Below are 26196 nucleotides of genomic sequence, written 5' to 3'. Positions count from 1 at the left end.
AGGTTGTTATTGAGCCTCTTGAGCAGCGTGACTTGCGCCGCCGCAAACCTCACTGATTTCCTGTGTAATCGCTGCCTGTCGTGCTCTGTTAAACTGAATGGACAAATCTTTAATCATAGAATTGGCACTGTCCGATGCGTTTTGCATTGCCATCATACGAGCGTTGTGCTCGCTGCAATAGCTCTCCACAAGTGCACCGTACACAAAGCCTGCAATATAGCTTGGAGCAATCGAGTCAAACGCAGTTTTTACATCAGGCATAAATACTGCATCGTTATAGTGCTCAACAAGTTCGTTGCTTTGCATATTGATACTGCCCTTCTTCAACGGAAGAAGCTGAGTGCTGACCGCCTCAACCGTCATTGAATTGACCATTTTTGTATATACAACATGAACCTCGTCAATCTTTTTGTCAAGAAACATCGAAACGATTTTTTCGCTGATATGTCTTGCACGGTTAACAGTAGGATTTTGTGCCGCATATCTGAAATTAATGTCAATCGGAATTTCCTTTTTTTCAAAGAAATGTCTGCCGAGCTGACCGACAACAAAAAGCATATTGTTGCAACCGTCATCAACTGTGCACTTCTCGGCAAGTTTGATAACATTGTGGTTATACGCACCTGCCAAGCCCTTATCGGCAGTAATTACAAGATATGCAACGATTCTGTCATCGCCGACTTTGTTTGGTCTTTCGTCAAAATATACCGAACCGACCTCCGGCGCAACATCCAAAATCTTTGCAAGACTGTCTTGAATCATAAAGAAATAAGGCTCTGTGTTTTTTAAATCTCTGCGGGCTTTTTGAAGTTTTGACGAGGACACCATATACATTGCATTTGTGATTTTCATAGTGTCCTTGATAGACTTTATTCTGCCCTGGATTTCTCTTGCATTAGCCATTATTTGCCTTTCCGAATTCATCAATCACATCGAGGATTGAAGCCTTCAAATCATCATCAAGCACCTTTTGAGTGTCGATTTCAGCAACAAGGTCGCTGTGATGATTTTCAAAATATTCGAGCATTTCACCCTGATAGCTCTTGAGTTTGTCCTTTGGCACGTCAACAAACTTCTTGCCGATTGCACCAACAAGAGTGATAACCTGCTGTGCAAGTGACATAGGATGTGTGAGCGGCTGTTTAAGAAGTTCCATAAGACCCGAACCATACTTAAGCTGCATCTTTGTGTCATCATCCAAATCAGAGGAGAACTGGGTGAACACTTCCATTTCTCTGAACTGTGCCAAATCAACACGAAGTGAGCCTGCTGCTTTCTTCATAGCCTTTGTTTGAGCCGCACCGCCGACACGGGATACGGAAAGACCGACATTAACCGCAGGTCTTTGACCTGAGAAGAAAAGGTCACTTTCGAGATAAATCTGACCGTCTGTAATTGAAATAACGTTTGTTGGGATGTATGCAGATACGTCGCCTGCCTGAGTTTCGATGATAGGCAAGGCAGTGATTGAACCGCCGCCAAGCTCGTCACTCAAACGGCTTGAACGCTCAAGAAGTCTTGAGTGCAAATAGAACACATCACCCGGATAAGCCTCTCGTCCAGGCGGTCTGCCTAAAAGCAGAGAGATTGCACGGTAAGCAACAGCGTGCTTGCTCAAATCATCATACACGATGAGGCAATCCTTGCCCTTGTACATAAAGTATTCAGCCATAGCCGTTGCCGAATACGGAGAAATATATTGAAGTGAAGCCGCATCCGATGCTGTTGAGCACACAACGATTGTGTAATCCATAGCACCGTTCTTTTTGAGTGTGTTAACAAGTTTTGCAACAGTTGACGCTTTTTGACCGATGGCATTGTAAACACAGATTGTGTCCTTGCCCTTTTGGTTAATGATAGTGTCAATTGCAATAGATGTTTTACCTGTCTGACGGTCACCGATGATAAGTTCACGCTGACCTCTGCCTATCGGGAACATAGAGTCGATAGCAAGAATACCTGTTTCCATCGGCTTTGAAACCGATTTTCTGTCAACGATTGACGGAGCCGGTTGCTCAACCAAGCGGTAATCGCTTGCTTCGATATCTCCCAAGCCGTCAATTGGCTCGCCGAGAGCATTTACAACTCTGCCGACAAAATTGTCGCCTACCGGAACGCCTGCTTTTCTCTTTGTACGCTTAACCTTTGTGCCCTGCTCGATTTCTTCATCCGAACCAAAGAGGATACAGCCGATTGAGTCGTGGTTGATGTTTTGAACCATACCCTTTGTGCCGTCCTCAAACACAACGATTTCGCCGTACATTGCATTGCCGAGTCCAACGATTGTTGCGATATTATCGCCAACCTTGACTACCTGACCGACTTCTTCGCCCTGAAGATTATCTTTGAAGGACTTAATATCCTTGCGCAAAACTTCAAGCACCTCTTTGTTGCTTCCGGTACTCTCCTTGGCAGTACGAAGAATTTGCTCCTTGATAGTCTGCATCTTTGTTTTGAGAGAGAAGTCATACTCCTTGCCCTCAACGGCAATTACAAAACCGCCAACCAAAGACGCATCTTTTTTTATGTCAACAACAACATTTTCGCTCTTTGTTTCCTTACGAACGAAGTCCTCAATACCCTTGAGTTGCTTTTCGTCAGGAGGGTTGATGCAAGTTACTGTTGCATGAACGATATTCTTTTTTCTGTCACCTTCAACGATATATGCCTCAATAAGCTCCTCGAGGTCGCCACACTGGCACTTCTCGGCAAGCTCGCCCAAAAATTCTCTTACGGACGGAGCAAACAAATCGTTGATTACCTGCTGTTTTTCCTCGGCAGGATAGTTTGGATTGTTGAGTGTTTCACGAAGTTCCTCGCTGCTGTTGTACAATCTCAACGCATCTTCCAAGCTACCCACGCTGACTTGATTTGAAAGCAGGTTTTGGATATATAAATCTTGATTTTTAATCATTAATCTTCACTGCTTTCGTTTAAAAATTTGTCATAAATCTCTGCATCGGTTTTTGCGCTTACGCTTTCGCCGACAACCTTTTGTGCTGCCTCCATAGCAAGTTTTGCAAGCTCTTCCTTAACATCTCGGCGGGCATTTTCCGTATCCAACTCGATTTGCTTTTGAGCGTCTTGCTTAAGTCTTGTGGCATCATTATTTGCTTTGTCAAGGATTTTGTTATATTCAACCTTTGCCTTGTCCCTTGCATCGGAAATAATTTCCTTTGCCTCGGTGTTGACATTTTTGATTTTATCCTCATAATCAGCCATTTTTTCATTTGCGGCGTTAACCGTATCTTCAGCCTCTTTGAACTGATTATCAATCAATTCCTTTCTTGCCTGAAGTGTCTTTTTGATTGGCTTGATAAGGAAAAATCTCATCAAAAGATAGAAAATAATAAGATTGACTATTGTCCAAAGCAAATTAAAATCAAACTTTAACATTTGTTAATTTCCTTTCAATCAATAATGAACGGCGAACTATTTTACCATAAAGATAATCAAAATTGCACCAATCAAGCCGTAAATAGCTGTTGCCTCTGACAAAGCGGCACCAAGAATAAGAGTTGTTTGAATTTTACCTGCGATTTCAGGCTGACGAGCCTGAGCTTCTACTGCCTTACCTGTTGCGATACCGATACCGATACCTGCGCCAATGCCACACAAAAGTGCAATACCTGCACCGATTGCAATAATTGATCCTGTCATAATTTTATCTCCTTAAAATATAAATCGTTGTTTATATGCTCAAGCCGTAGCTTTAGCTTGTTTTTTTGCTTGTTTTTTAGCCAACTTTTCGGCTTTCTTTTGAGCCTTGCGCATTTTCTTTGCTTCCTTTGGCTCTTCTTCCTCTTCTTCAACAGCTTCTTGAAGATAAATAGCTGTCAAGAAACAGAAAATGTACGCTTGCAACAGTCCGTCAAACAAATCGAAGTAGAGGCTGAACACAGCCGGAAATCCGAACTTCATAAACGGCACTGCCTTGATTAATTCCATAATGGTGAACGCTGCAATGATGTTACCAAAAAGTCGCATACAAAGTGAAAGCGGTTTGGTGAACACCTCAAGAATATTGATAGGAGTAACTATCCACACAGGTTTTGTGAATTGCTTGAACCTGCCGAGGACACCCTTATCCTTAAAGGCACAATATTCTACGAGCACGATAGAAGTGAGTGCCATAGCCGCAGTTACCTGCATACTCTTTGTAGGTGGCTTGAATCCCAACAGTCCAATCATATTGGACACGCCGATAAACAAAGCCATACTCATAAGCCATGGTATATACCTTTCTACCTTTGGACCCATAATGGTTTTGAAAAATGCTTCTGCCTTTTCATAGCACATTTCGAGTATCATCTGACGCTTGGTTATTTCGCCCTGAACCTTTAGGTTTCGGGTGAGAAATATAGCCAAAATCGTCACAGCGACAATTATAATCCAGGAAACAACCGTACTCTCATCAAAGCCGATGTGTACGCCATTGACATCAAAGCCGAACACTTCGTCGATGTTGAGCTGCTTTTGGAGTTCTTCCTGCAAATCGACGCTCATACTAATTGGTGCTATTGTCATCGTCATTCCTCCATTTCCCATATATTTGCAGGTTTGAAAAGATTGTTATTTTTTTCACCTGCTTTTACTCTCATTATAACTACGAAATTTGAATTTTGCAATACAGCTTTTTCATTTTTTTGACATTTATATGATAAAAATAGCCAAGAAAAGTGAAGTAATTTTGTGCAACTTTATACCTATCGTTAACGCCTGTTTTACTATATGTATATAAGTTGTGCTATACCACCATACTGAATGTAATATCTTTGCAAAGAGTCAGGTTATTTTCAAAAATCGGTTTACTTTTTTGGAAATATCATTTATAATAAAAGGCTGAAACGAATATATAATAATATTATTATAGGAGATAGTTATGGCAAATAATCAGAAAAAAATGGTTGATGACATCACATCAATGGATGTGGACTTTGCCAAGTGGTACACCGATGTGTGCAAAAAGGCAGAGCTTATCGAATACACAAGCGTTAAGGGCTGTATGGTAATCCGACCTTACGGCTATGCAATTTGGGAAAACATCCAAAGAATACTTGACGGAATGTTCAAGGCAACAGGTCACGAAAATGTTTGTATGCCGATGTTCATCCCTGAGTCATTGCTCCAAAAGGAAGCCGACCATGTTGAGGGCTTTGCGCCTGAATGTGCGTGGGTAACCTACGGCGGAAACGAAAAGCTTGAGGAACGTCTTTGCGTTAGACCTACAAGCGAAACTCTTTTCTGCGAGCACTTCAAAAACATTGTTCACTCTCACAGAGATTTGCCTAAACTCTACAATCAGTGGGTATCTGTTGTAAGATGGGAAAAGACAACAAGACCGTTCCTCCGTTCAAGAGAATTCTTGTGGCAGGAAGGTCACACACTCCACGCAACACCTGAGGAGGCAATTGAGGAAACAGAAAAAATGCTTGGCATCTACACCAAGTTCTGCCAAGAGGATTTGGCTATGCCTGTTATCCAGGGTCAAAAGACAGATAGCGACAAGTTTGCAGGTGCTGAAAGAACATACTGCATCGAGGCACTTATGCACGACGGCAAGGCACTTCAGGCAGGCACAAGCCACTACTTTGGCGACGGCTTTGCAAAAGCATTTGACATTCAGTTTGCAGACAAGAACAATCAGCTCCAATACCCTCATCAAACATCTTGGGGTGTAACAACTCGTCTTATCGGCGCAATCATTATGACACACGGTGACGACAACGGACTTGTTCTTCCGCCGGCTGTTGCACCGATTCAGGCAATCGTTATTCCTGTTGCACAGCACAAAGACGGCGTTCTTGATGCGGCAAACGAACTTTGCGACAGACTAAACAAGGTTTGCAGAGCAAAGATTGACGATTCAAACAACACTCCGGGCTGGAAGTTTGCGGAATACGAAATGAAGGGTGTTCCTGTAAGAATCGAACTCGGTCCGAGAGATATCGAAGCAGGTCAATGCGTTGTTGTTACCCGTCACAACAGAGAAAAGGCAATCGTTCCTCTTGACAAGATTGAAGAAGTTATCCTTGAAAAACTTGAAGAAGTACGCAACGGTATCTACGAAAAGGCTCTTGAAAACAGAGAACGCAGAACATACATTGCACACAATATGGACGAAATCATTGCCGACCTTGAAAAGAACGGCGACGGATTTGTAAAAGCTATGTGGTGCGGTGACGAAGCTTGCGAGGACAAGGTAAAGGAAGTTACCGGTGTCGGTTCTCGTTGCATTCCGCTTGACCAAGAAAATCTTGACGACAAGTGCGTATGCTGCGGCAAACCTGCCAAATGTATGGTATACTGGGGCAAGGCTTATTAATTTAACAAAAACAAAAACCGTCAGGGCGAAGCAAATCGCTCTAACGATGAAATAATGTAACATATATTATTTAGGAGGCATTACTATGTCAGTATTAGTAACAGGCGGACTCGGCTACATCGGTTCGCACACATGCGTTGAACTTATGAATGCGGGATTTGATGTTGTTGTTGTAGACAATCTTTACAACTGCAAAAAGTCATCTTATGACAGAATCAAGGCTCTTGTAGGAAAGGATTTCCCTTTCTATCAGGTAGACATCAGAGATAAAGAAGGTATGCAAAAGGTTTTTGAGGCTGAAAACATCGACAGCGTTATTCACTTTGCCGGTCTTAAAGCTGTTGGCGAAAGCTGTGTAAAACCTCTTGAATACTTCGACAACAACATCACAGGCACACTTGTTTTGCTTGATGTTATGAGAAACAACGGTTGCAAGAAGATTGTATTTTCATCATCGGCTACCGTTTACGGAATGAACAACATTTCTCCTCTCACCGAGGATATGCAGGTTGGCGGTGTAACAAACCCATACGGCAGAACAAAGTACATCATTGAATGTATGCTCCAAGACCTTTATGCAAGCGACAATGACTGGAGCATCTGCTTGCTTCGTTACTTCAACCCAATCGGCGCACACAAGAGCGGCACAATGGGTGAAGACCCTAACGGAATTCCAAACAACCTTATGCCATACATCACTCAGGTTGCTATCGGCAAGAGAGAAGAACTCGGTGTATTCGGCGACGATTACGATACACCTGACGGCACAGGCGTCAGAGATTACATCCATGTTGTTGACCTTGCACTCGGTCACCTCAAGGCTGTTGAAAAGGTCAGAGCAGACAAGGGATTGTTCATCTACAACCTCGGTACAGGTATCGGATACAGCGTTCTTGATGTTGTTCACGCTTTTGAAAAAGCAAGCGGAGTAAAGATTCCTTACTCAATCAAGCCACGCAGAGCAGGCGACATTGCAACTTGCTACAGCGACCCGTCTAAGGCTCTCAAGGAGCTTGGCTGGAAGGCTGAAAGAGGCATTGAAGAAATGTGCGAAGATTCTTGGAGATGGCAGAGTCAAAATCCTAACGGCTACCCGGACTAATAAGACTGCCGATAAAGCTCCCTGAACCACGCCAAATAACAAATCAACTCCCGAAGCGAATACGCTTCGGGAGTTTTCTTAATACCTCAAATTCAATTTTGGAAGAAAAATTCTTCTTCATCAATTAATGTATATGCAAACAGTTTATCGCTGTCGAGGTCAACTCGGTGCATATCAACCGCATTGATTTTGTGGCAATTATAGGTTGTGTAGTAATAAATTCCCTTGTCGGCATTGCAACAAGATGTATAAATCGTGATTTCATACTTGCCGTCTGCCACCTCGCAACAGCCCCGTTGCTGGTCAACAGAACCGAGAATGTGAAAGAACTGACCGACGCTTGATTTTTCGTCATCGGCAGATTTGGAATTGAGTTTTGTGAACGCAACCTTTGCAAATCGTGACGGTGACGACAAATCACCCGGCAAACCGAGTGCACCCATTCCCCTGCTGAAATACTTTAAATCCAAATCATAATTATTGTTCGGTTGCTGTGGGGAAAGCGACATATACTTGCTGAACTCGTACATCTGCACATCAAACGGCGGATTGTTTGTGAGCACGCCGATTGGATTGTCGTGAATTTTCATTCCGTCCGCCATACATTCAAGAGTTATGCACTCGTTTTTGTCGCAAATAATATAATGAAGCTGTGCGGAAGTGAATTGCTCATTGAACGGAGTGTTTGTGATGTTTATATTGCAGAGAAGCTCACGCACTTCCGACATATCCTTGCATTGGCACAAAATCCACGGGATAAATTCAAACTGAGCAACATTTTGCTTGCCATCACAAGGTTCGGTTGCATAAACAGCGTTGCCCACAAAATTAAGCCCCGCAATGCAAACGCCCTTTTCGTTTACGGCATCATAGTAAAGCGGGTAATCATTTGCAATATGCGCCATACCGATTATGGCATAGTGACTGTCATTTCTGCCCTCAAAGCGAAAATCAAACGGATAGTTACGAGGTGTAACCGTGATGCTGTCACCGTAAGAAAATTCATAATCGAGTGTTCTGCCAAAATAAAAATCCTTTGTTTTATATGTTGCGGCTGTGCACATAAAATCATACTCCTTTACTTTATTATATACCGAATTTTTTATATTAAAAAAACGACAAGGTAAAAACCTCGTCGTTGGTGCCGGCGGTGGGACTTGAACCCACACACCCAAACGGATAACAGATTTTGAGTCTGTCTCGTCTGCCAATTCCGACACGCCGGCAAATCAGCATTTATATTATATATAAAAACCTATATAATGTCAACAGTTTTTTGAAAAGTCTTTCAGAAGTGATATAGGCTGTTGAGAAAGTTTCTGAATTTCGTTTTCTTGCGAACATTGCTGTACGATGGTACCGCTTGTTCGCAAAAAACGAAAAACGCCAAAAATGCTGTAAGTTCGATACTTACAGCATTTTTAAAACCCCACCGTCAACACTTCGTGTTGCCACCTCCCCTTATAAATAAGAGGAGGCTGATGTGGTAATTTTTATTTTGGCGTGATTCAGAAGCTTTATCACAGCCTATAGTTACTTTTTGTCAATCTGCTTACTGTACTTTGCAAGATAAACAGTTCTCATAAGGAAGCATTCTGCCTTTGGAACATAGTGTGAACGATTGAAAATATTGCAATCAATCTGAGCGGCAGCGCCCTTGTCCATAATAATATCAAGAGCCTGAAGGTCACCGTCATTGTTGCCTGTAATCATTGCACCCATTCCTTGAATGAGAACAGCGTTTCTGTCCTTGATTGATTTTGCAATTTCCTTTGCGCATTCGTCTGTGTCGCCGTTAATCCATGGGACGCATTTTACATCAAGACCAACGATTTGAGCAAAATCGTCAATCATAGGGTCCATAGTTTCATCAAGGCAAGATACTGCAACAACATCAGGAGTTGCAAGGTGCTTAATCATAGAAACATTTTCCGAATTATAAATTGCTCTATGGATTTTTTCAACCTTTGGAGCAATGCCGTTGATTCCAAGACCTGTTTCAAGGTCAACATCAACAGTCTTTCCGCCAACATTAAGAGTGAAACGGTTTCCGCTTCTTACAGATGAACCGAGGTCGCAAATTTCAGACGGCATTTCGTCTGCACCGTTCTTTTTAAGGAAGTATGCTCTTCTTGCGTCATCAGAATAAGTCTTATCCCAAGAATGGCGAAGATAATTATCCTTGATTACTTTTTCACAGCACTTTTCAAGATTTTCTGCAAGAGCAAATGCGTGGTCGTAATCATCGCCCATAACAAGAGCACCGTGGTGCATAAGCATAATTGCACGGGCACTCGGAGTCATTTCAATACATCTCTCAACCTTTCTGCGGAGAGAATCGGTTGTTGACATAGCATAATCTGCACAAGGAACTTTGTTGCCCAAAACGCCCTTGAACTCATCATAAACATTTACAATATCCATACCTGTGATGGAAACGATTGTAGCTGCTCTTTGGTGAGTGTGAATAACAAAATCAACTGTCGGATGATGACGATACGCAGCTGCGTGAACGCCTTTTTCCGATGATGGCTTGATGTCGCCCTCGTGTGAGCAGTCAGCAATGTTAACAACTACAACTTCCTCAGGTGTAAGGTCCTCATAGGCTCTGCCTGACGGAGTGATAACAAACTGTGTGTCGCTGATACGAGCAGAAACATTGCCCCATGTGCGAGCAATAAGACCGGATTCAACAAGCCTTTTGCCTGCTTCAACAACTAATCTTTTAGCTTCTTCAATTTCGTAAGCCATATTTTTCCCCTTATATTTATGTAATTTATAAAGCGACAAATGGGCGGTTGTTGCGCCGCCCTTTTTATGTCATTAATTAATAATCAATCTTTTCGCACTTTGAAAGAACCTTGTCGAATCTCTTGATGCATTCGTCAATGTCTTCCTCGGTGTATGCACTTGATGTGTAAAGACGAGAACCTGCAAGAGTTACAAGACCCTCTGCCATATAAGCAGCGCCCATATATTGCATTTCTGTCTGGCGGATGCCTGTTTCTTTAAGTACGGTTGGAATTGTCCAAGGCTTTCTCCAGTTAATTCTGAAGTGCATTGTTGCAACTGTGTGAAGCTGGCAAATAGAACCAACATTGTAGCATACAAACGGAAGGTCGTACTTCTTGATTGATTCGTTAAGACCCTTAACAAGTCTGTCTGCCATTTGACCTGCAACCTGACAAGCATTTCTCTTTTCGATTTCGCAAATTACAGTGTAGCCTGCACAGCAAGAAATCGGTGTTGCAGCCATTGTACCGCCGCACATTGCCTTGTGAATCTTCTTGCCCTCAGCCTTATCAAGACCTGCGCCAAGATACTTCATAACTTCTCTGTGACCGCCGATACCGCCTGCACCCGGATAGCCGCCTGCGATAATCTTGCCGAAAATTGTGATATCAGGGTCGATACCATAGTAACCCTGCGCACCTGACAAACCGATACGGAAGCCTGTTACAACCTCGTCACAAACAAGGAGAGCACCGTACTTACGGCAAAGTGCCTGCACGCCCTTAGGGAAGTCCTTATCAACAGGACGGGTAGCTGATTCAGGTCCGCAAGGCTCGATGAATACAGCAGCTGTACCGCCACGGAACTTGTTGATGATGAGCTTCTTCTCAAGATCCTTGAGGTCGTTAGGGAAGAATTCCTGTGTGTGCTTGAATACAAACAATGGAACACCGTGTGATTGAAGGTTAAGTGTACCCGGAACACGCATACCCCAAGCAAGCTGATCTGACCAGCCGTGGTAAGCACCGCCCATTTTGATGATATTCTTGTGGCCTGTTGCAAGACGAGCAACACGAACAGCACACATACATGCCTCAGTACCTGAACCGAGCATACGGAACATTTCTACTGATGGTACGCACTCGCTGATTTTCTTTGCGAGTTTATATTCATAAGGATGGAACAAACCTGTTGACGGACCGCAGTCATCAAGGAGTTCCTTTACCTTTTCTTTTACAACATCGTCGTTTGAACCGATAATTGTAGGGCCGCCTGCCTGAAGGAAGTCAAAATATTCGTTGCCGTCAATATCCCAGAGCTTGTTGCCCTTAGCCTTTGTCATAACGATTGGGAACGGATAGTTGAACGCAAGGTTGTGCTGAACGCCGCCCGGAATTACTTGCTTAGCTTCAGTAATCATTTCCTTTGACTTAGCACACTTCTTTGCGAAGTATTCATCTTCATACTCTTTGAGAGCAGCTCTGCTGATAGAGTAGATTGGTTTTTTAATTAACGCATCAAGCTGTGCTGTGAGTGCAGCAGCGTTAGGATACTCTGTAATAGCGAATCTTGTATCCATAAAATAATCCTCCTTAGATTTTATAGTGAGCGGTCACTCACTATTTAATTGGTGAGCCGGTACTCACGGTTTTTACAAATTAAGTATATCACATTTCACCGATTTGTCAACTTCAAACCTTGATTTTTTTGTTATTTTTGTTGCAATATACAATTAAAAATGGTAATATACCTTTAGTGAATTAATGCTCACCAAAGGAGATTTGGAGCATTTGCACAAATGAAAAGTTGCTGTTTTGTGCAAGGCTACAAAATCAAGTTTTTTATGTTTGAAAAGAGATACAAAGAAGCATTTGAGAGGGCTACCGATGAGAGAAAGGAAAAAATCCTTGAAGTCGGCATCAAAGAATTTGCTTCCAAAGGCTACGAAAAAGCCAATATAAATATAATTGCAAAAAAAGCCGGTATAAGCATTGGACTGATGTACAAATATTTCAGCACCAAAGAGGACTTGTTCATCACCTGTATTCAGCGTGGGATGTCAATTCTTGACGATGCGGTAGACGAAATTTTGCAAAGCGATGACAAGCTGATTGTCAAGGCGGAAAAACTCATCCGAACAACCTGTCAGCTCAGCCAGCGTGATGCAAACTATGTCAAGCTGTACAACGAGATAACCTCGGAGCGAGACAGCGAAAAGGCTATGGAGTTTGCCAAGGCTATTGAGGGCGAAACAAGCAGAAAATATGTAAAATGTATCACCGATGCACTTGCAAAGGGTGATGTAAGACAGGATATGGACCCACGCCTTTTTGCATTTTTCCTTGATAATTTGCTGACTTCCCTGCAATTCTCATTCACATGCGACTACTATCGCAACAGGCTTGAGATATACACAGGCGTTAATGTAGCGGAGCTTTCGGAAGATCAGATTGTAAGGCAGCTGCTCAAGTTCATTGAGTCTGCGTTTACCTTTGAAAAATAATTAATAAACTTAATTTATATACGGAGGATACTATGAGTAAGTATGTAATGGCGTACGATATCGGTACAACAGGCATAAAAACCTGCCTTATCGAAATCGACAAAGAGATAACAATTCTTGCATCCGCAACAGAGGGATACAACCTCTATGTTGACGAGGAAACAGGCGTTAAGGGCGGAAGCGAGCAGGACGCAGACGAATGGTGGAGTGCAATGTGCATCACCACCAAAGAGGTTTTGAAAAAGTGCCGCAAAATCAAGAAAGAGCAGATTGAGGGCATCAGCTTCTGTTCTGCTATGCAGGGACTTGTTCTCGTTGACAGAGAGGGCAAATGTATCCGCCGTCCGATGACATATATGGATCAGCGTGCAAGAGAAGAAATCAAAAAAGGTATTGCACACGGTGTTCAGATTGCAGGTGCTGAGGTTACAAAACTTCTCAAATATCTCAAATACACAGGTGCGGTTTCGTCATCTGTTAAAGACCCGATTTGGAAATACAAGTGGGTTGAGGCTCACGAGCCTGAAAACTTCAAGAGAATTTACAAATGGCTTGATGTTAAGGAATATATGATTCTCCGTTGCAGCGGTGAATTTGTTATGACAAACGACTCCGCATTCGGCACACTTCTTTATGACACACGCAAAGGTCACGAGGGTTGGTGCAAACCGATTTGCGATATGGTCGGTGTTAATATTGAACATATGCCTGAAATCAAGGCAAGCACCGAAAAGGTCGGTGAAATCACAAAGCAGGCTGCCGAGGAACTCGGACTTGCAGAGGGCACGGCTGTTTACGGCGGCGGCGGTGACGCTTCGCTCATCGGTGTAGGCGCAGGTGCAACCGAAGTCGGCGACACTCACATTTATTCAGGCACTTCGGGCTGGGTAGGAACCGTTGTTCCGGAACAGCTTGTTGACGCAGGTGCTATGATGGCGGCTATCGTTGGCGCAAATCCTGAAACTTACAATTATTTTGCCGAGCTTGAAACCTCCAACAAATGTATGGGTTGGGTTAAGGACCACCTTGCACTTGACGAAATCGGCGTTTTCCTCAAAAAATACGGTCACAAGAAGGACGACTTGGAGGAGGAAAGTTTCAACCTTTATGATTATCTTGAAGAGGTTATCGACAGAGCAAATCCGGGCTCTGACGGCGTTGTGTTCACTCCGTGGCTTCACGGCAACAGATGTCCGTTTGAGGACCCGAATGCCGCAGGTATGTTCTTCAACATTCACCTTGAAACAGGCAAAACCGAGCTTATCAGAGCTGTTGTTGAGGGCGTTTGCTTCCATATGAGATGGATGCTTGAGCGTCAGGAACAAAAGGTTGCAAAGTACAAGACAACAAACGCTGTTCGTTTCTGCGGCGGCGGTGCACTCGGTGCTTCAACTTGCCAAATCCTTGCCGACATTCTCCAAAGAGATGTTGAGGTTGTTGACTCACCGCAAAACATCGGTGCAGTCGGCGCAGCAGCTTGTATCGCTGTCGGCACAGGAATGATCAGTTCAATGACCGAGGTCAAGAAGCTCATCCCCGCAAAGATTACATACCATCCAAACAAAGCAAACAAAGCGGTCTACGACCGCAACTTCGAGGTCTTCAAAAACCTCTACAAATGCAATAAAAAGAATTTCGAAATCCTTAACGGATAAATTTCAGTATAAAAACCAGCAGTAGAAATCCTACTGCTGGTTTTTATATTTTCCCAATGCATTTATTAATTCGTCACGTAAACCGTGCCCAAAAGTTTTATAATTAATAATTTGTATTGTGTCAAAATTTGGTTTGCCATTTCCTTCTACCAAAATCCAACCATTCTTAGTCAAAGTCAAATCCCAACCGACAAATCGGCTTTTTTTATATAAGCAATGTAATTGCTTAACCAAATCAATCAATTCATCCCAACGAGGAATTTGAAATCCTTTATATTTTTTCCCACTATCAGGATGTTTTTCAAAATATTCAAGATTTGTCTTAGAATATCCGTCTGAAATAACTATACCTGATTCAACATCAACAGCTGAAGCAATTCCACCCATGCTAGTATTGTCAACAATACTCCCTTTTCTTCCGGTTCGAAACAATGCATAAATTCTTGTTAGTTCCCCATTATCAAAAGCAGAGATAAATCTAATTGTATTTACGCAAGTGTCACAAAACTCGGCAAACTCATCGCACTGGTTTATCCATTCTTCACAAATACATCCACCATATTGAAGCAAACTAAAAAAAGCCGGTTTTATTTCTTTTGAATTGGTCAATGTTATTTTTTTGACATCAATGCCCAATGATCCCATTTCATCTTTTACAATAAAGGTTTTGTTTTTTTTAGCAAAGTTCTCAAAATTAATGTAATCATTAAAGTTTTTTATTCCAACTACATCTCTATGATAATAGTCTTTATAAATATTATATGTATCAATTTTATTCTTAAAAATCATACAATCATCATAATTTCCATCAAAAGAACTTTTTACATAATCAAAATACTCTTCCGCACCAATAAAAGATTTTCTTTTTTCATCTGGAAGATTTATAAAATCATATTTAAAATACTCATCATATCTTCTTAATCGATATTTTTCTTTTGAAGCATAAATATCATCAATGATTTCGCTGATATATTGACAATTTGCATTTCGTAATTCAGGCATATAATTATCAACTGCTTTTACAATGTCAATATCACAATTTTCAAAATTATACATCATATCTCTCATCAATCAAAATCCGGTTCTAAATCATGTGGATTAGTAGTTACTTCTTCAGTTGTTGAAGATGTTGTTGTATGTTTATTTAATTTTGTAGTTGTGGTTGTAGTTGGTTCTGTAACATAATCAATAGAAGTCATCTCTCTTGTAGTTCCATCTTTAACAACTAAATATTTTTTTATTTTTGTTGAATGTTCTTTTGTAGAAACCATTTCTTTTTCATTTGTTTTATTTTTTTGTTTTTTGTTTTTATTTTTTTTTGATACTTTTTTTGTAGTTTTCATTTCTGTAATGTGTAATTCTTCTGTTTCCTGATTACTTACCGTTTCACTGACATTTGCAGTGGTATTAATATCTGTTTGTTCTTTCTCAACATTTTTATCATTTGAACAAGAAGTATAGAACATCATAATTAAAACAACTATCGAAATTATTACTAAAGATTTTTTCAAATTTATCACCTCATAATTTATTATACCACCCTTATATATTCTAATCAATATAAATATAAAAAAACACGGTGGATAAATCCACCGTGTCTCTTTTTAGCGTTAGAATTCAGGCTCAAGGTCACCTTCGTTACCTGATGTTGTTACAACATCAACTACTGCAAACTTTTCAAGTTCAGCTACTGGCTTTGTGTACTTCATTATAGTTTCACCTCCCATTACAAAATCTCTAGAATAGTATGTAACTACTATTTAGGCTTTTTTATTGGCAATATATTGTGCTGAAGATTTTGCATAACGCATAATTGCATCACAAACATCCTTAAGGGCTTGAGTTGCCTTTGTACCTGTAATCTGTGAATAGCAATATGACTCAATACTCATTCTTCTTGTATTAGAAATTACATTTCCATTTGCATCAAGAAGTCTTACATATACAGGAATACTTGCCTCATTACCCTTTACACCATTATAGTAGAAGTTGAGGTACTTTCCTGATACTTGGAACATATCAGGATTGTTTTCAACTGTAAATATTTCTGGCTGTTGACCTTCCTTTGTTACTTCAACCTGCAATGTGTCAAGTTCTGGACAGGATGTGGTCTTTTTAGCCATAACAACTACGAGGTCAACTGAAGCACCCATTCTAAGGTTTGTACCAATTTGAGCCGATGGGTTATCAATCGTTACATAGTTCTTATCATCAATAGTCTTAAGAGTAATGTCTTCGGTTGTTCTATAAGCTAACTGTTCTGGAGTGATATAATCAGTCATAGGTTTCTTATTACCATTTGTAATACCATAGCCTTGCTGAATTTGAGCTTTATAGCCATACCAAATAATATCTGCTAACAATCTTCTGTAATTTGAATATGATGTTGGATAAGCAGTAGTATTATACTTATCAAGCTGTGATTTCAAATATGTGGTAATTGCATAATTATATGCATCACCCCAATAAGTCACGCCATCCTTTATACCATAGAAAGTATACGTAGCTTCCTCATTCAAAGTGTGAGGCATAATCTTATCAAAGGAGAATGTATAATATGTAACTCCCTTGCTTGTGCCTGTTCCATATTCATCTACTACTTCAGTCTTTACGCCTTCTCTAGTAGTATATGTAACTGACATATAGAAGCTATCATAATAATCACAAACATCCTTAGGAACCCATGTCTTTACAAGGATTGCTGAATCAATAGACAACTGTGTAGCCTGTCTGCAAAGTCTATCAGTGTGTGGAGCTTCCTTAGTTTCAGTTTTGCCACACTCTGTACATGTTCTTGTTTGAGTACCATTTGTACCAACCTTAGCTGTTGCATCCCACTTGGCATCGCCGTTGTACTTCCACTCACCCCATTTGTGTACGTGAGCTTCCGGAAGCTTATCAAGTGTTTCTGTCTTTGTAGCACCACAACCGTCAAATGTACATGTATATTTCTTGATACCTGTTTCAGTCGTTGTAGGTTCCTTGATTACTTCGCCTTGGTTCCACTCGTGAGCTGCGCCTGTCTTGATGATTGTGTAAGTAGCGTCCTTTGTAGCGGTAGCTTCAGGCTGAACATCCCAAGCGTAAGTGTAGTGCTTTGCATTATCGTGAGAAACTGCAGGAAGTGCAGGAATTTCAACAGCGTCACCTTGATTATAGGTCTTTTCTGTTCTAACACCCTCAGCATCTACGAATGTGATGGTATAAGTTTTAACACTAGGTTCATTATACTCGTTTTCGCCCAAGAAGTCAAGTGCAGGAGATTCTGTGTCTACTTTATCATAGAGTTCATACTCTGAAACCTTACCGCCGTTAGCAGCTGTGTTAAGATAATAAGTCTTATACTTATCAGCAGCGTCTGTGGCAATATTAAATGTGATTGGGTCATCAGAAACAATCTTGAACATAAATGTTGCCAAAACAGCAGTGTTTGTGAATGTTTCCTTGCCAACAGTTACAGATTTTGTGTCAACTTTCGGTGCACCTGTCTGAGCAGCAAAGTTAGCATACATCACATTGTTTTCAGCATCAATATATGATGTTTCGCCTACTGTGAAAGTGCCATTGTTATGAATGGCGTTACCGCTCTGTTCAGGAAGTGCTTCAAGTGAAGGATATTTTGGTGCGGCAGCATACTCTGCTTCTTCACCATAAGTATGAGTAAGAGGTTGATTAGCAACTTTCCTACTACTAATATAAGCAGGTGTAATACTTTTAGAATAGTTAATAGCAACTTCGGCAGCTGCAAGCTCAGTAACATTTCTCATAAGAACGGTTACTGTAAAGAAATCACCCTTGTTATATCCGTCAATTTTTCCGGTGTTTTTATCGTAATCCAATGCGGTAGAATTCAATCCGGTGTACTTATCAAAATTAGTAAGGCTATTTGGAGCCTTCTGTAAATAAGTCTTAGGTGTTGCTGTATTTGAAACATCACCGAATCGAAGATCAATATTTGTTCTGCTTTCACCGGCAGCCAAAACTGTCAATGGGAAAGAACAAACTATCATCATTACTGCTAAGAGGATTGCTATTGCTTTTTTAAATGATTTTTTCATTTTATATAGTTTCCTCCAATTATTTTATAATTCCATTTGAGTATATGCAACAGTTTTTCTCAAAAATGACCTAAAGATTTTATAATCTTCTTCGTCAATTTGACCGTCGCCGTTAAGATCGATTTTTTGCATCGAGTATCGTGCGATATCGGTTGAGTTAATCTTGCCGTCCTGATTGTAATCAAGAACGCAAATTCCGATTTCCTCTACGTTAAGCTGACCATAATCGTCAGCCTTATCTCGAGAAACCACGAGCTTAACCTTTCTGTCAATAGTGTTTGCTCCGCTGAATACAAGTGTATACTCGCCTTCGCTAAGCTCTGTAAGAGTATATGCACCATCAGCATCTGTAACCACTGTTTTTTCAGGTTTTCCTTCGATTGAAACAGTGATACCTTTTACCGGAGCACTTGACGCAGCTCCCTGATAATCCCTTGCAATAGTTACAGAACCGGTTACATCAAATTCTGTAATAATGAATTCAGGAGATGCATCTGCTTGCAACTTGTACATTCCATCTGCAAGACTTGGTTGAAGTACATAACCTTTCTCCTTACCATCAAGATAAGATGCCTGTACAAAGCATAATTGCGGGTCTGGTGAAAATTCAAACACTTCTGCAAAATCGCAAGAGGATGTGACCGTAACAGAAAGTGAGACCATTACAGTCCCATTTGTATCGATTGCACAAGTATCATCACCTTCAGCAACCTGCATAACAGAAACTGTTGTTGAATCGATCTTGTGACCGCTCTCGTTCATATCTTCATGATTTGTTCCGTAGCAACTTAAATAAGTAACTGACGAGATTGGTTCTTTGTATGTTGCAGTTAACTCAATTATAGAAACAGCCTTCATTCCGGAAAGGACAATGTCAACTTTGTAAGTGCCCGCTTTGAGCATATTGCCATTTGCCGCTTTCCCTTTTGCGTCGGTAAATACGCAAGTTAGTTTAGGTGTTTCTTTTCCGAGGGTTCCACCCACGGCGCTTGCATTCATTGGTAAAGCAAGCATCGAAATTATTAATACTAAACAAACGAATGGGGTAGTTAAGAATCTTTTAAAAGTATGTTTCATATTATGAAACCCCCAAAGTTCTTGTTTTTTGATACGATGCCTCACACAAAGTTGTCCCTGCGCAAGGCATCGTAGGACATTAACTAAATCGTAATTAATTTAGCGGAATTTAATTTAGTGCTGTAATTCGTTAATTATGCAAGTGCAGCGTAATTAACTCCTGACTTCATAATGCTCTTGAACTGGCCGGCAGTAATCTTCTTGCCGTCACCGATTTCTCCCTTTACGGAAGCGAGAGCGATATCAGTTGAGTTAATCTTACCGTCGCCATTGTAATCAATAGCAACATAACCAACGTTTACATCTGTTGCGGCAGCACTGAATGTTACCTTTCTTTCAAAGCCGTTAGCGCCCTTGAATGTAACCTCAGTAGTCTGACCGATAGGAAGGTTGATTGAGAATGAACCGCCTGCCTTTGTCATTGCAGTCTTGCCGTTATACTCGATTGTAACGCCTGAGATACCATAAGTACCTGCAGTACCCTTGCCGTCGATAGCTTCTGTAACCTTACCTGAAACAGTAAATGTTGTTGCAGCTACAGCCTTTTCAAGAGCATTCTCAGCCATTACAAGTTCCTTCTTAGCAACGTATACGTCAACGATAGTTGCAGGAGCTTCAGTTTGTGCTACCTTAACAGCTCTTGCAAGCATATTAATGTAGTCAGTCCATGATTTTTCAGTGTAGCCATCGTTAGTAAGTACACCGCCTACAAGCTTACCGTATTTAACGCTAGGATCGCCTGTAATAGTAACAGAACCGTTTGTATAAGTTGTTGTGTTTTCTACCTTATTTTCGGTAATTTTAGCAGTAATGTTATTCTTTGTTGTTCCGGTTAAATGTGCAATTTCAGCTTCAATCTTTGAGCCTGCAAAAGGACGAGACTCAATGAGACCATAATACTTATTGAATTCCTTGATTGCTTCTTTAAGCTGTGCAGAAGCAGCAGTTGTTGTGTATGAACCGTCTGCCTTCTTTGTTACAAGAGCCTCAGCTTCCTTAGCAACCTTAACCATTCTTTCGTATGTTGCAACATCGTAGTTTGCACTTTCCATACCGGCACGTTTTGCCATAATACCATTTTCAGGATTTACAATACCATCCATTGCGGCAGTGTTGATTCCTGTTGCAATAGTATTCTGAACTGCATATTCCATCTTGTCTTCAGCAAGTTGATACAAGTTACGATAGTCAATCTTCTTTGCTTTATCATTTGGCTTTGTAACTCTCTGAACCTGAGTATATGTATATGCCCAATCAGCATTTGAAGTAGCACTCAAGCCTGATTCAAAGATGTACATATGATTTTCTTTAGCGTAATAGTTCTTCATTTCCTTTACGCCGTTTACTGTTTCTTCATACTGAGAAACAGTTTCTGTCTTTCCATAATATGGAACAGAATATGTTTCTGTATCCCAACCGTTTACATATTCCAAATCGTTTACATAATAATATGTATTACCGATCTTTTGAACACTACGGCCGGCATACTTGCCATTAGCAATGTCATTATCATCAGCAAGCTGATTTGTGAAGATAGGATAAACGTGATCCTCATCTAAGTAGTAATAACCACCATAAGCATGATAGTTCTTCTTTACGTAATCCGAAACATTTCCATTAACTGAAAGTTTCTTGTAAACTGCATCACCCTTAGTGTCCTTAACAGTTGTTGTTACAGGAACAAGTTCTGTATTGGTAATAAATTGTGAAGCATTCTCCGCAGTTGGAGCTGCTGCAATTACATTAAGAGTTTCTGCAAAGAGAGTTTGAATATCATTGTAAGTGGTGAGCTGCTTGTAGTCACTTGGCTGATAAGCGTCGATTTGAGCCTTTGCAGCCTTGTATGATTTTTCAAGATTGCTTGCATAACCTGTGTCAGCAACTACAACTTCAAATGGTTCGCCTGCATCAAGATCTGTTGAGCTTTCATCATAACCCTTAAGTGTAAATGTGTATGTACCAGGTTCAACTGATGTTGTGCCCTTTTGTACCTTAAGCCATCTCTTGTAGCCGTCTTCGCCTTCAACGGCGCTCATACCACGCAAGAAGTTGATGCCTTGGATGGTAGAAGTAGCTGTTACGCAGCCAGTTTGAACTGCAACAGGATTAACACCAACGCTTACAATGTTGCCGTTGGCATCATAAATAGGCTGAATCTCAGAACCTTCTTCTTGACCCTTAACAACAGAGGCTGCAATATGTGTTCTTGTTACAACACTATATTCTTTGTTATCCTTGTACTTAGTGTTAACTTCGTCTTCGGTTACACCTGTAGTGAAAGTAGCGTTGCCAACTTGAACTTGCTCACCGCATACCCATTCGCCCTTGTTAGTTACATTGCCTTCTGTATCAATCTTATCTGCACGATAGTCAACCATGTCAACATTTGTTACATTGATGACATCTTCGCCCGCTTCATTCTTTCCTACTGAATATGATACACGTGCGTTATTGTTTTCGTCAACTTCATATACACCGTCATAGAGTGTATATGCACCGACTTTTTCTATTTGAGATGGATTTGTGCTTGAAATAATGATTGTTTCAGGTCTTCTTAAAGTCGAAATGTCTCCCACAGCGTTGTCATCGTTATACTTTACATCAGTTCCGCCGGTAAGTGTACCAAACCAACCCAACTCTGATGAGAAATTCATTGTACATTGAGCAATTTGATTTTCATAAACCAATTCTGCCTTTTGATTTGTATTTGTACCCTTATAGATATTGTATGTAAGAGTAAATGTAGCAGTTGATGATTCACTTGGATAGTCAGCTGTAAGCTTTACCTTCAAGCTTTCTTCAGGAGCGATCATTGTTCCTGCTTTAACATCAGCTGAAAATCCGGTTACACCGTCAATCTTCAAGCTCTTTACTTCTACAAAATATCTGTTATCATATTTGATTTTATCATTTTCTTTATAGAATCTGTTAAGACCTACTGATTCATTCTTAATAGTAAGATAAGTATCGGTAATAGGTTCGTTAAACGCAAAGTCTGAACGAGAAGGATCATTTACAGAAATTGAAGCAGGACCAAACTTATGGTCGCCCAACTGTGGAAGGAATCCCTTAACGAAATAGCTTACTGCCTTAACTGCAAACATTGCACCCTGCCATGCGCCTGCACCGCAAGTTGCGTTTGTAGTTGAAGCTACACCGCCGAAACCACAGTAGATGTTAGCAATCAAAATGCCAAGTACACCTGTAGCATTTTTGCCGTCGCCACCATTATAGTCGCAAAGGTATTGCTTGCTAACCAATGAGTCAAACGGTGTTGCTGTGTTACCCATTTCTGATGTTGTTGGGATAACGTGTTTATAAATTTGATTGTTGAGCTTAGCACCCAAAATACCGTTTACGAGTGAAGCAAGAACGTCATCATAAACGAGAGCATCAATGCCCTTGTTCATAATCGGCTCTGATGTAAATACAGTGAGGAGCTGCTTGATGATATTTGTAATACCGCCAACCTGAGCGTCACCGTGAAGTTTACCGATATCGAGAGCTGATTCAATCAATGTTTCATAAATAAGGAAGTGAGCATCTGCCTGTCCAACCTTATCTGATGTACCATACTGCAATACACCGATTGTCGGCCAAATGCTGTTAGCTATTGCAGAAATGTTTTGCCAAAGGTTATTCTCCATAGTAACCTTGCATGTGCCATCCGGATTAACAACGCCGAGAAGTGCTGCAACGCCCATACCCTTTGTTGTTTGACGAATACCATAGCTTGGTTCTTTAAATGTATCTGTTGAACCATAGTAGCATACAACAGAATTCAAAAGATCAAACAATGTTGTTTTATCTGTAATAGGATTTGACTTTTTATAATCCCAAACGTCTCCGTTTGCATCACGGCAAGGAACGATTGAGCTAAGGAGATAGCCTACTGCGTCACGAGCCATTGGAAGAAGAGCGTCTTCAAACAATGAAGGTTCACCATCACCGTTGATATCGTTCTCTGCAACATAAGAGTCTGTTTTAGGGTCAACCTTTACAAAACCTTCGCCATAATTCTTTTCAGGCTGTGAGAATGAAAGGAATTCTCTCAATACTACATATGCAACGCCCTCTGCGTCCTTTGCATGATCAAAGTCCTCATCGTGGATGCTGCGAGTAGCTTTGATAATTCTGATGCAAGAAACAAGGAAAGGAACCAAAGCTTCCTCAAGATTTGTTTCAGCGAGATTTGAAGATGTTACCTTTTGAGCATCAGCAACACCGGTCTTATTGTAAAATGCGTTGAGGATATTTTCATCTGTTGTATTAAAAGTATATTCAAATATCTTGCACAAATTACCAACAAGTGTCTTAGAAACAGTCAATGCCAATGTTTTGTTATCTGTGATTGCGCCTGTCTTTTTAAGTTCAGGAACATTTACAGACTGGAATTGACCGTTTACAGTCATACCAACGTGTTCAGACTGAGGGAAGAAGTCCTTAACAGCTGCTACAAGGCAGTCGTTGAGAGCTTCGGCAAGGTTGTTATACTTAACGCCGTCAACAGTGTTGTTCTCTACATAAGAATCAATGAAATGAGCAAGATTCTTAAAGCCTGTTTGCATAAAGTAGAGATTAAGAGGACCTGTCTGAATATTGAAAACCTTATCAGCAAGCGGGCTGTAACGAAGCTTACCAAAGATAAGGCTTTCTCTGCTGTCTTGTGCTGTTACATAGTCGTTGCTCTTTGAAATATCTCTCCAGTTATACTGTGGATTTTCAACAACTGTTCTTTCATAAACAAGAGAATCTCTTACCATGTTCTTAAATTCGTCAACAGTAGCACAGTTGTATTCCTTGTCTTTATAAACAGCATTTGCAAATTCGTTGAACTTTGGGTCTGTGTAGTTAGCTTCCCAATTAGTCTTATCGAGCTTGCCGTTTTCTGCCAACCAATAATAATATACATTATCAAAGTTGCCGCCGTGGCCCTCGTACCAACCCATATCGTTGTTTACACGCATTGTTTCAAGAGTTGGCTTAAGACCTGTCTTCCAAGCAAGCTTGAAAGCTTTGTCTAACAAAGTATAGAAATTGTCTTGAGGAGCGATTGAGAATGTTTCCTCATTTCCTACCTGACCATATCTAAAGAGATAGATCATACCCTCGCCGTTTCTGTCGTATCTGAGGTTTGGATCATATCCAAAATGCTTTGATGCCTCAACAAGGTTTTCATCGGTATCTTCCTTACCCTGTTTCTTGAGGTATGCAACCATCTTCTTATAACGAGTTTTTGAAGAATCAGTCTGAGCAAATGTGATATTGCCGTTTTCATCTTCCTGCTTCTCAAGAGCATAAGTCATCTCGATTGAGATTTTGCTAAGGAATTCTGTTGAAAGCTTATTGAGGAGCTGCTCATCATAATTCCATCTATTACCTTTATTGTTATCTTTAAGATATTCTCTGAATCCGTTAGCTTCTTCTTCTGTGAACCAGTTTGTTTTTGTAAAGAGAATCTGAGCTACAAGGTTGTAGACAAGATTTGACTGATAACCGCTCCACATATTAAGACCTGCGATACCGCCGATCAAACCATAAACGTCAACAAAGCCGTTTGCTACACCGAGGTGAAGAGTACCTTTCAAGAATGAACCGATAACATTGTGGTTTTGGTTATTACCATAATAATCATCATTTGTATTGAAGCATAATGCTTGTGCCAAAGCCATTACGATGTCCTTGGCGTTATTTACTGCACGGTATGATTTACCGCATTTAGAAACAACATATTGTGCTTCTTTTGTATATTTAAGAGCACCACTTGCATCGTATGTACCGATTGGTGTAATATTAAGGTTCTTTACATCTCTACCAACTACACCCTTCAAGTCTTCAACATATTTGTTAACCTGACCCACAAGATCAAGTGCGCCGTCAACGCTGTCAAGATAACCATTAAGATCAATCTGAGCAACTACTGCGTTGAGGTAAAAATGAATAGGTGCTATATCAGCATTGCCAAGCATTTCGTCAACCCAGTCGAGAAGTGCTTCGCAGGTTTGCTCATCTGTTGTCTCTGCCCATGCCATAAAGTTTGCTGCAAGATTGTCATCATGGAAGTCATCTTTTGATGTAGCGTAAACTGTAAGAACGCCTGTGAAAGTTGACATTGCCATAAGTACTGACAAAACTATTGCAATAATTTTACGTGCAAAGTTTTTAGATTTTTTCACTTTATTAAATTTCCTCCATTTTTAATTACGATAATGATTCCCCGATTACGTATCTGTCACCTTCTCTGACCGTATTGCAATACCTCGCAACAGAAAGAATGGGATGTTCCCCGAAAACATAATTATTAACATACGATTAATTCACGATGAACCATTTCACGCATATATATTAAATCACATTTAACAACTAAAATCAAGATGATACCTTATTAATAACATTATACTAAAGGGAGAAATTTTGTTAATTTTTTCGTAACATTTGCACAAACACCCAATATTTCGATTTGTGAAAGTTGCAAGAAAATCACGCAATTCTATTGATTTTTTGTATTTTATGATGTAAGATTTACTTAAAAGTTCACAAATTGTTTACAATGTTTTTACATTTTGTCAAAAAATTATCAAAAATTTTTGAACATTTTTTGTACACACAACAACTTGTGGACAAGAGATTATTTATGCGGATTAGACACAAAATCGGCTATTTTTCAAACATAAATTTGAGTGGATTTGTCACAAAAACTGTGAATTTTTACTATATGTTTGTTAAGTAAAAGTTATTAATCT

The 26196-nt window shown here is 40.4% G+C and carries 17 protein-coding genes and 1 tRNA gene; 4 read left to right on the top strand and 14 right to left on the bottom strand.

Annotated features, from left to right (window positions below):
* Positions 1-6: 6 nt before the first annotated feature.
* Genes atpG through Q0E03_RS04640 form a run of 5 tightly spaced genes read right to left on the bottom strand, consistent with a single transcriptional unit; the run spans position 7 to position 4527 of the window.
* Complete coding sequence (gene atpG / locus Q0E03_RS04660) at positions 7-903, bottom strand: ATP synthase F1 subunit gamma (protein WP_294837221.1); 897 nt, start codon at positions 901-903, stop codon at positions 7-9.
* Positions 896-2914, bottom strand: a complete 2019-nt coding sequence (atpA, locus tag Q0E03_RS04655) for a F0F1 ATP synthase subunit alpha (protein WP_297129848.1) — start codon at positions 2912-2914, stop codon at positions 896-898. The genes atpG and atpA overlap by 8 nt, the downstream gene beginning before the upstream one ends.
* Complete coding sequence (gene atpF / locus Q0E03_RS04650) at positions 2914-3396, bottom strand: F0F1 ATP synthase subunit B (protein WP_078768843.1); 483 nt, start codon at positions 3394-3396, stop codon at positions 2914-2916. Before atpF ends, atpA begins: the two co-directional genes overlap by 1 nt.
* A gap of 36 nt (positions 3397-3432) precedes the next feature.
* Positions 3433-3660 (bottom strand): ATP synthase F0 subunit C, encoded by a 228-nt coding sequence (gene atpE / locus Q0E03_RS04645; RefSeq protein WP_078768842.1) that lies wholly within the window; start codon positions 3658-3660, stop codon positions 3433-3435.
* Positions 3661-3699: 39 nt separating this feature from the next.
* The gene (locus Q0E03_RS04640) at positions 3700-4527 is read right to left on the bottom strand and encodes a F0F1 ATP synthase subunit A (protein WP_297129844.1); all 828 of its coding nucleotides are present in this window, start codon (positions 4525-4527) and stop codon (positions 3700-3702) included.
* Positions 4528-4882: 355 nt separating this feature from the next.
* On the opposite strand from Q0E03_RS04640, the gene proS reads away from it, so the two are divergent.
* Together proS and galE are read left to right on the top strand one after the other, a co-directional pair.
* Positions 4883-6325 carry a proline--tRNA ligase gene (gene proS / locus Q0E03_RS04635; protein WP_297129842.1) on the top strand — a complete coding sequence of 481 codons (1443 nt, stop codon included), beginning with the start codon at positions 4883-4885 and terminating at the stop codon, positions 6323-6325.
* A gap of 85 nt (positions 6326-6410) precedes the next feature.
* Positions 6411-7427, top strand: a complete 1017-nt coding sequence (gene galE / locus Q0E03_RS04630; protein WP_078768840.1) for a UDP-glucose 4-epimerase GalE — start codon at positions 6411-6413, stop codon at positions 7425-7427.
* 92 nt (positions 7428-7519) lie between these two features.
* Here the strand turns inward: galE and bsh are convergent, their stop codons facing one another.
* The 4 genes from bsh to Q0E03_RS04610 all read right to left on the bottom strand — a co-directional run bounded on the left by bsh (position 7520) and on the right by Q0E03_RS04610 (position 11739).
* The gene (gene bsh, locus Q0E03_RS04625) at positions 7520-8491 is read right to left on the bottom strand and encodes a choloylglycine hydrolase (protein WP_297129840.1); all 972 of its coding nucleotides are present in this window, start codon (positions 8489-8491) and stop codon (positions 7520-7522) included.
* A 75-nt stretch (positions 8492-8566) separates the two neighbouring features.
* Positions 8567-8653: transfer RNA gene (locus tag Q0E03_RS04620), tRNA-Leu, on the bottom strand.
* A gap of 307 nt (positions 8654-8960) precedes the next feature.
* Complete coding sequence (locus Q0E03_RS04615) at positions 8961-10178, bottom strand: class II aldolase/adducin family protein (RefSeq protein WP_297129838.1); 1218 nt, start codon at positions 10176-10178, stop codon at positions 8961-8963.
* 76 nt (positions 10179-10254) lie between these two features.
* Positions 10255-11739, bottom strand: coding sequence for an aspartate aminotransferase family protein (locus Q0E03_RS04610; RefSeq protein WP_297129836.1), 1485 nt, complete (start codon positions 11737-11739; stop codon positions 10255-10257).
* A 219-nt stretch (positions 11740-11958) separates the two neighbouring features.
* Here Q0E03_RS04610 and Q0E03_RS04605 point away from each other — a divergent pair, with 219 nt between their 5' ends.
* Both Q0E03_RS04605 and Q0E03_RS04600 read left to right on the top strand, forming a co-directional pair.
* On the top strand, positions 11959-12663 hold the full coding sequence (locus tag Q0E03_RS04605) for a TetR/AcrR family transcriptional regulator (RefSeq protein ID WP_297129834.1): 705 nt from the start codon (positions 11959-11961) through the stop codon (positions 12661-12663).
* A gap of 32 nt (positions 12664-12695) precedes the next feature.
* Positions 12696-14318, top strand: coding sequence for an FGGY-family carbohydrate kinase (locus Q0E03_RS04600; RefSeq protein ID WP_297129832.1), 1623 nt, complete (start codon positions 12696-12698; stop codon positions 14316-14318).
* 30 nt (positions 14319-14348) lie between these two features.
* On the opposite strand, the gene Q0E03_RS04595 is transcribed toward Q0E03_RS04600, so the two are convergent.
* The 5 genes from Q0E03_RS04595 to Q0E03_RS04575 form a co-directional block, all read right to left on the bottom strand.
* Positions 14349-15386 (bottom strand): sugar-transfer associated ATP-grasp domain-containing protein, encoded by a 1038-nt coding sequence (locus Q0E03_RS04595; protein WP_297129830.1) that lies wholly within the window; start codon positions 15384-15386, stop codon positions 14349-14351.
* Complete coding sequence (locus Q0E03_RS04590; protein WP_297129828.1) at positions 15386-15829, bottom strand: hypothetical protein; 444 nt, start codon at positions 15827-15829, stop codon at positions 15386-15388. The genes Q0E03_RS04595 and Q0E03_RS04590 overlap by 1 nt, the downstream gene beginning before the upstream one ends.
* Positions 15830-16078: 249 nt before the next feature.
* Positions 16079-18376, bottom strand: coding sequence for a hypothetical protein (locus Q0E03_RS04585; protein WP_297129826.1), 2298 nt, complete (start codon positions 18374-18376; stop codon positions 16079-16081).
* Between the two features lie 24 nt (positions 18377-18400).
* Positions 18401-19453 carry a carboxypeptidase regulatory-like domain-containing protein gene (locus Q0E03_RS04580; protein ID WP_297129814.1) on the bottom strand — a complete coding sequence of 351 codons (1053 nt, stop codon included), beginning with the start codon at positions 19451-19453 and terminating at the stop codon, positions 18401-18403.
* Between the two features lie 134 nt (positions 19454-19587).
* A complete protein-coding gene (locus Q0E03_RS04575; protein ID WP_297129812.1) occupies positions 19588-25629 on the bottom strand; it encodes a hypothetical protein in 6042 nt (2013 codons plus the stop codon).
* Positions 25630-26196: the final 567 nt, after the last annotated feature.

It is taken from the genome of uncultured Eubacterium sp. (assembly GCF_934525195.1).
Lineage (GTDB): Bacteria > Bacillota > Clostridia > Oscillospirales > Acutalibacteraceae > Eubacterium_R.
The sequence above is the reverse complement of the archived record's forward strand: the minus strand, read 5'-3'. Positions and strand labels throughout refer to the sequence as shown.